The sequence below is a fragment of the Aquiflexum sp. genome (assembly GCF_041751335.1).
GTDB lineage: Bacteria > Bacteroidota > Bacteroidia > Cytophagales > Cyclobacteriaceae > Aquiflexum.
Genome location: NZ_JBGSXS010000238.1, coordinates 1 through 11,449 on the forward strand (window position 1 = coordinate 1; position 11,449 = coordinate 11,449).

At 39.8% G+C, this 11,449-nt stretch carries 11 protein-coding genes; 5 read left to right on the forward strand and 6 right to left on the reverse strand.

Annotated features, from left to right (window positions below):
* On the forward strand, positions 1-572 hold a 572-nt coding region (locus ACEW8U_RS13080), incomplete at its 5' end, for a diacylglycerol kinase family protein (protein WP_373522499.1).
* Positions 573-697: 125 nt separating this feature from the next.
* On the opposite strand, the gene ACEW8U_RS13085 is transcribed toward ACEW8U_RS13080, so the two are convergent.
* Positions 698-2,269 carry an arylsulfatase gene (locus tag ACEW8U_RS13085; RefSeq protein ID WP_373522500.1) on the reverse strand — a complete coding sequence of 524 codons (1,572 nt, stop codon included), beginning with the start codon at positions 2,267-2,269 and terminating at the stop codon, positions 698-700.
* Positions 2,270-2,402: 133 nt separating this feature from the next.
* On the reverse strand, positions 2,403-2,654 hold the full coding sequence (locus ACEW8U_RS13090; RefSeq protein ID WP_373522501.1) for a hypothetical protein: 252 nt from the start codon (positions 2,652-2,654) through the stop codon (positions 2,403-2,405).
* A gap of 274 nt (positions 2,655-2,928) precedes the next feature.
* Here ACEW8U_RS13090 and ACEW8U_RS13095 point away from each other — a divergent pair, with 274 nt between their 5' ends.
* The 3 genes from ACEW8U_RS13095 (at position 2,929) to ACEW8U_RS13105 (ending at position 6,687) form a co-directional block, all read left to right on the forward strand.
* Positions 2,929-4,371 (forward strand): nucleoside hydrolase-like domain-containing protein, encoded by a 1,443-nt coding sequence (locus ACEW8U_RS13095; protein ID WP_373522502.1) that lies wholly within the window; start codon positions 2,929-2,931, stop codon positions 4,369-4,371.
* An 87-nt stretch (positions 4,372-4,458) separates the two neighbouring features.
* Positions 4,459-5,697: an aminotransferase class I/II-fold pyridoxal phosphate-dependent enzyme gene (locus tag ACEW8U_RS13100; protein WP_373522503.1), complete on the forward strand. Its 1,239-nt coding sequence runs from the start codon at positions 4,459-4,461 to the stop codon at positions 5,695-5,697.
* A 195-nt stretch (positions 5,698-5,892) separates the two neighbouring features.
* Positions 5,893-6,687, forward strand: a complete 795-nt coding sequence (locus tag ACEW8U_RS13105; RefSeq protein WP_373522504.1) for a helix-turn-helix domain-containing protein — start codon at positions 5,893-5,895, stop codon at positions 6,685-6,687.
* A 111-nt stretch (positions 6,688-6,798) separates the two neighbouring features.
* Here the strand turns inward: ACEW8U_RS13105 and ACEW8U_RS13110 are convergent, their stop codons facing one another.
* Positions 6,799-7,407 carry an alpha-ketoglutarate-dependent dioxygenase AlkB gene (locus tag ACEW8U_RS13110; RefSeq protein WP_373522505.1) on the reverse strand — a complete coding sequence of 203 codons (609 nt, stop codon included), beginning with the start codon at positions 7,405-7,407 and terminating at the stop codon, positions 6,799-6,801.
* Positions 7,408-7,597: 190 nt separating this feature from the next.
* Entirely contained in the window at positions 7,598-8,404 is an 807-nt protein-coding gene (locus ACEW8U_RS13115) for a hypothetical protein (RefSeq protein ID WP_373522506.1), read from the reverse strand.
* A 242-nt stretch (positions 8,405-8,646) separates the two neighbouring features.
* On the opposite strand from ACEW8U_RS13115, the gene ACEW8U_RS13120 reads away from it, so the two are divergent.
* Positions 8,647-9,600, forward strand: a complete 954-nt coding sequence (locus tag ACEW8U_RS13120) for a DMT family transporter (RefSeq protein WP_373522507.1) — start codon at positions 8,647-8,649, stop codon at positions 9,598-9,600.
* A gap of 109 nt (positions 9,601-9,709) precedes the next feature.
* Here the strand turns inward: ACEW8U_RS13120 and ACEW8U_RS13125 are convergent, their stop codons facing one another.
* A complete protein-coding gene (locus ACEW8U_RS13125; RefSeq protein ID WP_373522508.1) occupies positions 9,710-10,132 on the reverse strand; it encodes a nuclear transport factor 2 family protein in 423 nt (140 codons plus the stop codon).
* A 233-nt stretch (positions 10,133-10,365) separates the two neighbouring features.
* Positions 10,366-11,157 carry a DUF1080 domain-containing protein gene (locus ACEW8U_RS13130; protein WP_373522509.1) on the reverse strand — a complete coding sequence of 264 codons (792 nt, stop codon included), beginning with the start codon at positions 11,155-11,157 and terminating at the stop codon, positions 10,366-10,368.
* Positions 11,158-11,449: the final 292 nt, after the last annotated feature.

Sequence of the window (11,449 nt, forward strand, 5' to 3'; positions counted from 1 at the left end):
CTTGGGAAGACAGCATAAGGGCGTTGAAAGAAGGCAAATTGATTCAATTGGATGTTTTGGATGTCAATGGAGATATATGTCTTCATGTATGTGATTTCGGGTTTAATGCGGGTCTGATTAAGAAATTTGAGGAAAGTGATGTGCGGGGCATGGGCAGTTATTTTAAAAGCTCATTGGCCCAAGTATTTGAAAACAATAAGTTCAGTTTTGACTTGGAATTAAATGGTCAAAAAAAACGAGTCAACGCCAAAATGCTGGTCATCGCAAATGGAGATAGGTATGGTACAGGTGCCAAAATCAATCCTACCGGTAAAATGGATGATGGGAAATTTGAGGTAATCGTCCTCAATCCCGACAGTCTTAAGGAGTGGATGGCCTTGACGGCAGGGTTTATTAGGGAAGACTTTTCGGAGTTGGATTTTGTGCAGACGTATAGTGGAGAAGAAGTCACTATTGAAAATCTGGACAATGCCGCCTTTCATATAGATGGTGAGATGAAAGAGCAGTTAGGAAAAACGGAAATCAAACTCAATCAGTTGAAAATCGGGTTTTACACTAACTTTACAACTTAAAATAACAGCAATTCTGGCTAGCGGATATATTCTTATAGTTGGGTTATTACCATGTTTATTACCATTGTTACAGTCCTGTCTGTGGAGTTTGGTGGAATGATGGAACTTACAAGCTTACCAATAATTTAATTGGATCGAAATCCTTGATTTACTTCTTCCAGCCAAAACTTCAAACCTTCCTGATTTGACCATTCTTTATCCGGATAGTTGGGGCTTAACAAAAGATTTGTTGTTCTCTTGACCAACATACCGTCTTTAGCAAACCCATCACCTCTTTCCTTTAAATGGTTTATCATCCTGGACTTCCATAATTTAAGTCTTTCGGAATAGACTTTATCTGAAATTAAGTTTGTCGTTTCCCCCGGGTCCTTTTCAAGGTTAAAAAGCTGCTCTTCTCCTGTGGAAAAAAACCAAATATACTTCTCCTTGCCATCTGTTAGCGCAGCCCAATAATTATCAAACACATAAGTAGAAGCATGCTCCAGGTCTATATAATCCCTCCATTCTTCCGTATTTGGATTTGCCAAAAGTCCCAAAAGTGACTTTCCTTCCATTGTATTGGGCTTAATTCCACCCGCTGCTTCCAAAAAAGTAGGCAGAATATCCCTGATTTCCACTGGATGGGTGAGTTTCTCCAAGGAAGCCTCATAGTCAAATGATTTGGGTGGTTTTATGACCAAGGGTACTTTGGAGGAACCTTCGTAGGCGTAAGTTTTTCTCCAATGGTGATGATCACCAAGCATATCTCCATGATCTGAAACAAATAGAATCAGACTGTTATCATACATGTTTTTTTCTTTCAAAGCTGCAATGATTTTTCCTATTTGCTCATCGATAAATGTGACCAACGCAAAGTAATGTCTCCGGCTATGGAGTGCATGTTCTACTCCAAAATCTCCAAAAGCTGCTTCCCTTTCTTTTGGAAATTTCCGGAATTTATCTGACCATTCTCCTTCGTAGGGGGCTTTGATGGGGAGATCTTTATACATATCAAGAAAACGCTGAGGAGGGTCATAAGGACTATGGGGTCTTGCAAAAGAAACTTTCAAAAACAAGGGGTTTTCCAAATCGTAGTTATGCAAAAATTCTACTGCCATCTCTGATTTCCAATGGTCAGGGTGTAAATGTTCCTCTAATTGATACGTTTTTGCATTATGTTCATTCCACAAGATTCCTGTTTCATCCGGATCTTGCCCTGGAGCTTTAAGTTTAAACCAAGCTCGGTAGTCACTTACAAAACCATCTGATTCTATTCTACCACTTTCATCTACCAAAGTGCCATGAAATCCATGTAAAGTCTTCTGAGGAGTCCAATGCATTTTGCCTATACCATAGGTGTAATAACCAAGACCCCTCAGCATTCTGGGCATTTCAAATGGATATTGCCGGGCAACTTTAGCATATCCCAGCATGCCATGACCCCAAGGTGACATTCCTGTAAGCAATGCCGCCCTAGCAGGGGTACAACTTGGAGTGGAAGAATAGGCATTGGTAAAATATACTCCTTCCTCTGCCAATTGATTAAGGTTTGGAGTAATGATATTCGAACCTTCAATATAACCTACTGCATCATAGCGCTGCTGATCTGTTACAATCAAAATGATATGGGGTTTTTGGGCAAAGGAATTATAAAAAGCAAATACAAATAAGTAAATCAAGGCAATAAATTTCTTTGGGATTAAATGCTTTGAAATCATGATTTTTTAATGTTAAAACTTTATAGCCGAGACTGGATTTGTAATTTATAATGTAATCCAATATAAAACGAAAAATGAATATTCCACAAAATCCTTTTTTTTACCAAAACAGTAAGCATGTGACTATCATCCTCTATATCACCCTCGTCTCTGAATACAGGTCATAAGCAGCCACCAATAGCTGATGGTCAGGTGCCTGACCATAGCGGGCGAACTTTTGCAGTTCACTTCTCTCCTCAACATATACTGGAGAGTATAACCCATCCAATTCATCCCAAATGACAATCAGGTAAGCAAAAGGAATTTTGCTTGAACGCCCTTTTTCCAGCCATTCATCAAAAAGTGATTCATCTAGGGTTTGGGGATAGTTGGGGCCTTCGAACATGTTTTATGCATTTAATAATTTGGATCAAAGATAGCATGAGTAAGGAAGCGGGCAAAAGATTGGTTGACATTGAGCTGAAAAACTAATTATATTTTGATTAGCCATTAATCTGGGTAATTCCTATAATCGGATTGGAATAATTTATATGATCCTATATTCTATCCAAAAAAGATGTAGCCTACTTTTCTGGTAATGTCAATCGATATTATTTTCCTTTTCAAAATATTAGGAAAAACCACTATCTTAAACCAGATAACTTATTGAATCCACTCACATGAAAACAATCCTTCAACTATTGGCCATTCCATTTTTATTTTTTTCAGCATTAGGAAACCTTTATGCCCAAGAAAAACCCCGGGTAGTGATCATGACAGATATGACCCATGATGATGGGAATTCCCTGATCAGATATCTTTACTATTCGCATTATTTTGACACGGAAGCCATCATTGTCACCCAACAGCTACCCGATTTCAATTATGATCAGGATGGGCCTTGGCAGAAAGTCAACAGTATCTTGGATGCCTACAGCGAGGAGTTTGAGCAACTTCGTAAACACCATTCTGAATTCCCGACCTATGCCACACTTAAAAACCTGACCAAAAAAGGAAGGGGTGCATTGCCCATCATTTGGTTGACGAATGAAAAGAAGTTTGCACAGGAGATTGCGGGAAGGTACGTGGAGAGCAGTTGGGGTGACATACACTTCCATGATTGGATTGGTGAGGGGCTCAACCCAAATGGGGAATCCAAGGATTCGGAGGGGAGTGTACACCTACAAGAGATATTTGATAAAGATGATGACAGGCCGATTTTTGTGCAGATGTGGGGCGGGCCGATTACGTTTGTCCAAGCGCTTTATCGCTATAAGCAGAATCATTCCGATGAGAAATTTCAAAAGCTTTTGGACAAGCTCCATATTTTTGGGATCCTTTTACAGGACATTACTTTCGATTATTTGATAGACCTGGATAAAGTACAGGCATTGAAATGTACCAATATGGGAACCGTAACTTCTACTTTCGAAGGGGATAGGGTTTCACCTGCATGGCTGCTTCATGATGGAGGACAATTTTGGAAATACATCAAGGTCATGCAGCAATCCGAAGTCAATGGCCATGGCCCCATGTCGGAGATTTATGACCATGGGGGAGAGGGGGACACTCCTGCATTTTTATATCTATTGAGTGCAGTGCGGGGTCTGAATGATCCTTTGGAACCCACCCAAGGAAGTTGGGGAAGCATGTTCAGGCCAATGGGAGAGGACTTTCCTGAGGGATATTACCATACCTGCAATGTAGAAAACAAGGAATTGGAAAGATGGATACCTGAAGTGAAGAACAGTTTTATGAACCGCCTCCAATATTCGATTAAAAACCCCGATGAAGTAAACCATGAACCCATTGCTGTCATAAATGGCAATAAAGGCAATGAAATCATCCGGATCAAAGATAAGCCTAGTGCTGTGGTCAAGTTGAACGCTTCAGATTCCTATGACCCTGATGGAGATGAATTATCCTTCCGTTGGTTTCATTACAAAGAAACCGGGACCTATCCAACTGAAATGAAAATCGAGGGTAATGATGCTCCAGTTTTGGAATTGAAAGTGCCGGCTGACATTGGCGACAGTGAAATCCACTTGATATTGGAAATCAAGGACAATGGAAATATCCCTCTGGTTTCATACAGGAGGGTTATTTTGTCAAGGGAAAAATGATCCTTTTTCCAGCGCGATTATTTCTTTCAGTGGGAAATTAAACTTAATTCTTAAATTTAATTTCCTACTTAAAAATAGAGAGTGAATATGGAAATGAAAGGACATTTATCTCAACGAGGATTCCAGGCAGCCAAAAAACCAATAAGGGTTGACCTGGAGATTTATAACCAAGCCAAAAAAAATCAATATGATGCATTAGAAAACCCCAAGGGAACTTTTCTAATGAATGTGGCTGAAAATCACCTTTGTTGGGAAATGCTTCAGGAGAAAATTCAATCCATCACTAAAGCTAAAAACATTCCTGATTGGGTATCAAGCTATGGTGACCCCGCGGGGGTGTTATCTTTTAGAGAAGCTACAGCCAGATTTCTTTCTGAAATTTTAATCAAAAAAGAAATCCCTGCGGACTCTCTCGCATTCTCTGCCGGTGCAACCTCAGTGATTGAGATGACTTCTTTTTTATTGGCCGACCAAGGGGATACTGCTGTGATACCTGCGCCAAGTTATCCGGTCTATACAGCTGATATAGGCGTGATGCCAGGAATAAAGAGATATGATTTACAAACCCATACTGATATTGAGGAATTGAAAGATGGACTGCCAATATCCATTGATCAATTAGAGAAAGCGAAAAAAGAGATTGAAGCCTTGGGAAGTCGGTTTAGAATGTTGATTTTAACTTCTCCAGATAATCCCACGGGAGGCATTTATTCCGCATCACAGCTTAGTCAATTGGCTTCCTGGTGCATCGAAAATGAAATTCACCTGATTGTCAATGAGATTTACGGCTTATCCCGTATTGACATCAATCATCCTGAAATCAAATCCGATTACCCTAACCCCATACGGTTTGCGTCCTTTGGGCAATTCATGGCCGAAGAGAAAAACCCTTTCCTCCATTTTTGGTATTCATTTTCCAAAGACTTGGGCATCTCAGGTTTTCGGATAGGATTACTTCATTCTTACAATGAAGACCTGATCAATGGCTACAGGAATGCAGGACTTTCTCACTCCGTTTCCAACTTTACCCAATGGGTAATGCAGGAGGTTTTGGAAGACCAAAGTTTTATGAAGCAATTTGTTTCGGCCAACCAAAAAGCTTTGACTGAATCCTATTTGATTGTGGTGAGGTCTTTAGGGAATTGGGAATCCCTTATAATCCCTCCTATGGAAGTCTGTTCGTATGGATGGATATGTCAGAATTTTTGGAAGAAGACACAGATCAAGGACAACACGACTTGTGGAAGGAGATCTTTGAAAAGACTGATATTCTTTTCACCCCAGGGGCAGGATTTGGACATCGAAAAAAGGGATTTTACCGCATAGTGATAACCAGTCTCAGTCATCAGGCTTTGGAGGTGGCAATGGAAAGGTTTAAAGAATTTGTGGAGGGAAAAAGGACTTTTTTAACCAAATAATCAAATAGCTTTAAAACAAAGATTTTTCAAAAATGTTAAGATGACGTAAACATGACGTGTGTCTGACGTATATTTTTTGGTTGATTAGATTGATATTTGAAAAGTGAATTTAGGCGAAAGAATCAAATCCTTAAGGAAAAAAAAAGGCCTCACTCAAGCCGAGCTCGCTGAGCAAAGTGGCCTTTCCATCCGTACCATGCAGCGAATAGAAAACAAGGAAGTCAATCCAAGTGCCTATTCACTGAAAATGCTTAGTAAGGTACTGAAGGTTGATTTGGAAGATCTGAATTCACATAAAAAGAAACCTTTTCACTTCAATTTATCAAAATCTCTTATGACCACGCTCATTTCATTCTTGGGAAGTTCTTCAGGTAAAAAAGCCATTGGATTCACTTTAATGCCAATTATTGCGATTTTGCTTTATCTATGGCTTCCTGTCAAATCAAATCATGGCTATTCACCAAATGAAGCTCAATATTCTGTTACCACCATCAACTGCGGTGCAGAAACCGTCTGTGACATCGAAGTAACCAAGAAAGATAAGGATGGAGAAATACTCTGGCAGCATACTTTTGGTGGTACCAGCTATGATAGGGCAGGAGAGGTTGTTTGCACTGAAGATGGGGGATGCTTGGTGGTAGGGTCTACCAGTTCTTTTGGCAAAGGAAATTATGACGTCCTACTTTTGAAGATTGATTCAAGAGGGGAACTTGTTTGGCAAAAGACTTATGGTGGATTTTTCAATGAATATGGAAAAAGTATTTCCAAACTACCTGATGATAACGGATATGTGATTGAAGGTACACAACAAACTTGTGATACGCCCAATGTGTCAAACGAATGCAAAGATTATGTTTGGGTATTTGAAGTGGATGAAGATGGCGAGTTGAAGGGGTAAATTTTACTGTTTTGTGTCATCTAAGATTTTCATCAAAAATTCCCCTCTTTTTGTCGTGCTTATTTTCAGTTTTTTGCCAGATTGAACTGAAAATGAATTTTGATTAGGGATTCAGGTTACAATCGTCCTAAAAGTCAAATTCACCCGAGGTCTTTTTACCATTTTAGTGGGTGGAAGTCGGTGAAGCCAATGGGTTTGGGTCTTGCCGGCCATGATCAAAAGACTTCCATGCTCCAAGAGCAATTCGACTTTATCTTTGTTCTCCTTGTGCTTAAACGCAAATTTCCGCTCCGCTCCAAAACTCAAAGAAGCAATAGCCCCGTCCTTTTTGAGGTCTTTTTCCCCATCACTGTGCCAAGCCATGCCTTCTTCTCCGGTATGGTAAAGATTGAGAAGACAAGAGTTGAAGGTTTCTCCGGTTACTTTCTCGATGGCTTTTTTCAGGTCTAATAGTTCCTTGGTCCAAGGCAAAGCCAGTTTGGTAGCATTGGAATAGGTGTATTCAAAATCCCGGTCCCCATACCAAGCCACTTTTCTTTTGGTGATATACTTTTTCCCGAAAATATAGGCCTCATCATTTTTCCATTCAATGGTATTTAAAAGGTTTTCATAGAAAAAATCAGACTCTTTTTGGTTGAATATTTTTCCATAATAATTGACAATACCTTCTTTTGGAAGCCAGTTTTTGATTTTGCCTAATGTTTGATCAAATAAATCCATAATTCTAAGGTAAGGAGTAATTGGAGATTTGAGACGAGAGACATGAGATCTTAGACACAAGATTCAATAACTAAGATCCAAGACATGGTACACTTGCTCAAATCAGTTGGTTTGGGATTATAGCCGGTTTGTTGCTAAAGAACATCTACAGACCTGCTCATTGATTGACTTTTTCTACAAAAACATCCAATCAATTTTCTAATGCACCGTCATTCACCCAACATACAATGGCATCAATATCCGCTTGATTTAGTCTTGGACCATTTTTGGGCATGTTGCCGCTTTGGATTCTGGCGATGATGTCGGCAGTCCTGACCTGAATGTTTGCAAAGACGGCAAAGGTAATATTACCTTGATCCAGATGACATCCCGTGAGAGCGCAATTGGTCTCTATGATGGGTTTGATAATTGCCCCAAATCTGATGCCATTTGAAACTTGGACTGTTTGGGTAGTCGAACAACCGGTATTATCAATGATATCGACTTTGTAGTTTCCTGAGGAAAGACCAAAAAAAGCATTTGTTAAAGTGGCTAGCCCATCATTTAACCTGTAAGCAAAAGGTGCAACCCCCCCTGAAGGCTCTATGATAATTGCTCCGTTTTCCAAATTACAGCCGCTATCAGTGGTCTCCAAATTAGCAGATAAGTTTGATTCTGGAGATTTTAACAACACACTGACAGACCGTTCGCATCCGCTTTGGTCTTTGACATTCATTTGATAGATTCCCGGACCCAGATTTTCAAACCTTGATATGGATTGAAATTGCTGCCCATCCAGATTAAACTGATAGGGACCATTTCCACCACTGACTACCGGGATGATGCTTCCGTCTTTTGCAGAACAGGAAGTTGGGTCTGTGTAAGTGAATTCCACTGTGAGATTTGAAATTGAACAATCTACTGAAACAGGGTCGTCTGCCTCTGAACAGCTGATGAAGGCGAAAATAATTAATAACCCCAGAAGTGGGCCTGAATATTTTATGTCAAAGTGCTTCATGATGTTTTGGGTTTTAAGAATAACTCCTTTGGCCATTGAAAGTTTTCAGTTTTCAATTTGTTGTATTTCGGAATAGATTAGGTTCAATTTTTATTTTTATTGGTCATTAATTGGGTGGAAATCTGTGTTTAAAAAAGAATTTTTTTGAGAGATATATTTTTATTTTCTTTTTTTAAATTTTTCAAAAATTATCTTCTTGTTGCCTAAATTCGCTTTTTCATTGACAATCAGCGCTCAAACTTATGTCCCGTCTTACTGCTTCCAGAATTGTTTCAGGTTTTATAATGACCCTTACGGCGGCAATTTTCTGGGGAATATCCGGAACCTGTGCCCAATATCTTTTTGAACATAAGCAGATTGACCCGGCTTGGTTGGTCTCCTGGAGGATGCTTTTGGCAGGAGGGATTTTGATGCTTTTTGCCATTTTCAGAAAAAATTCAGATGCATTTCAAATCTGGAGAAAACCTTGGGATGCGGTTCAGCTTGTGCTTTTCAGTATTTTTGGCATGGGAGCTGTTCAGTTTTCATATTTTTATAGCATCAGTTTTTCCAATGCTGCCACTGCCACGGTATTACAATATATAGGTCCTGTTTTCGTGGTGGGATTTTATGCCATAAAAAATAAAAGATGGCCGATTTTGGTAGAATATGCAGCACTTATATTGGCATTGACCGGTACTTTTTTATTGGTTACCCACGGTAGTTTCCACCAATTGGTGATTTCTGAAAAAGCTGTTTTTTGGGGAATTTTTTCAGCGGTCTCTTTGGCTTTTTATACCATTTTTCCTGTTCAACTGCTTCAAAGATATTCCTCTGTAACAGTGACAGGCTGGGCCATGATTATTGGCGGCCTCTTGATTTCTCTATACAGCAAACCATGGGAAGTCAGTGGCATCTGGAATATAGGTACATGGCTGGCTTTTGCTTTCATCATTATTTTCGGTACAGTGATCGCGTTCACGATTTTTCTTTCCTCGCTCAATATCATCGGGGCACAGACCGCTAGCCTCCTTTGTTCAGTAGAACCATTGTCAGCAACCTTGGCTGCAGTGTTTTGGTTGAATGTTGCTTTTCTGGAAATGGATTGGCTGGGAACATTTCTGATTCTGATCACCGTGGCTTTGTTGACTTTGTCAAAAAAACCTGTAGAAAAGAAACAAAGTGAATCCGATATAAAAATAGAGCCTGCATCTTAAATTGCTTTTGTTGCCAATGATGTGAGTCTTTTTTTGAAACAGATTTGTCAATGACATTACCTGAGAGTACACAGTTCTGGCCAGATGCAATAATCTATTGTAATTAGATTCAAAGTCTAAAAGCCTGTCTGGCTGTCAGTTTCCACTTTCCCTTTTCTTTGACCCAGACCAATAATACGCCCAAGTTAATAGGATTGGTTTTGGTTCCATCCCATACCTGTGCGTGAAGTTTGTGTCGGACAAGGGCAGTGTTTTTGTTGGGGAAAATAATGGTCTGATCCTTCAGCTCAATGCTTCGGAAATCAGAGGCTCCTGAAATCAGTGCTTCGATAAACTCATCCTGATTCTCAATTACTCCACTGGAATGCCCGTATGTTAGGGATGTGGAAGAGATTTCTTTCAGATTTTCGACTGTAGGATTTACCAGAGAGAGCCGGAGCTTTTCGACGGCGTTTTCTACATCTGATTTGGATTGGGAAAATGAAATTGTGCTGATCAGACATAGAGATAAAATTAAAAGGTACCTCTTCATAGCTCAGTTTTTGGGTTGGTGAAATGGACTCATGAATATATAATTTTTATAATGTAAGTACCAAATGATGACAGAAAAATAGCAATTCGATAAAATTCTTGTTAGGAGATTGAAATGTCCGGTACACCCGTCGTCCGACTTCGGTCTTCCCTGCCTAACGGACAGGCAGACGTCCTCTATGTAATAGAATATTGTGGTACTTGCAAAGAAACGGATATCCATGCTTATTATACTCAATCCAGCTTCTTTAACTTGATTTCCTTAAACTCTACCCCTTGGCCTTCTGCCTGTAATCCGATATATCCTGATGTAAGGGCTTTCCCGTCAATTTTGACATTTGGATCAAATCTGTTGGCCACCTCGCCACCAATATGAGGTTTGGAATAGCGCAGCACCGTATCACCATTGACCATATGAATAATCAGAGAGTCCCTGTAAACGATCAGATCTGCTTTGACCCATTCGTCCCAATCAAATGTAGGCGAGGATGAATTGAGACAATGATCGGGATACAAGTTCCCTTCATAAAATACTTCCGTTCCAGGGGAGCACATATTTCCGGTCGGACGTGCCTGTCCATCCACCTCACGTGCCAGCAACTGATACTCTACAGATATTGGCCAATCTTGATCCTTCAAAATACTGTTTGGATCCTGGGAGTGGAACATGACGCCACTGTTTCTATAGGTGTAGCTTGCCGCATCTTCCATCCATTGATCTGTAAAGCGGTATTCGAACTTCATGTGGAATGATGAAAAGGGTTCTTTGTAAAATAGATGCCCATACCGATTGTCGAATGTGACATATTCATCATAATTGACCTGAATGATTTCATCTACTATCCGGAAGGTATTCGCATAATTATCACCCACTTCATGTTGGTGGATTTTTACCACCCAATCATCAAGGTCTTTACCGTTGAAGAGTATTTGCCAGTCTTCACCGGAGTCTGATTGGGAGGAATCTGGTGTACAGCCGAATACAAACAGTATGCATAAGCAAACAAAGTAAGAGGTTTTTATCATGAAATGATGTGTTGGTTCGGAAGTAGGATACCGATGAGTTGAAAATAGAAGAGCTAAAAGTCACCTTTTTTTATCAAAAGTGCAAAGTAGTAAAGATTATGGATTTTTAAAGGACATCTTGTATAGCACATTATAAAACTTACAACAATAGATTGGTAACACTGCTTATATTTTCTCACAGATGGCGCTGATTCCCACAGATGTGAAAGAAATGGATCTGTGCAAATCTGAGTAATCTGTGAGAACTCATTTTTTTGATGCGGTCTGTTTTATTTCTCACAGATGGCACAGA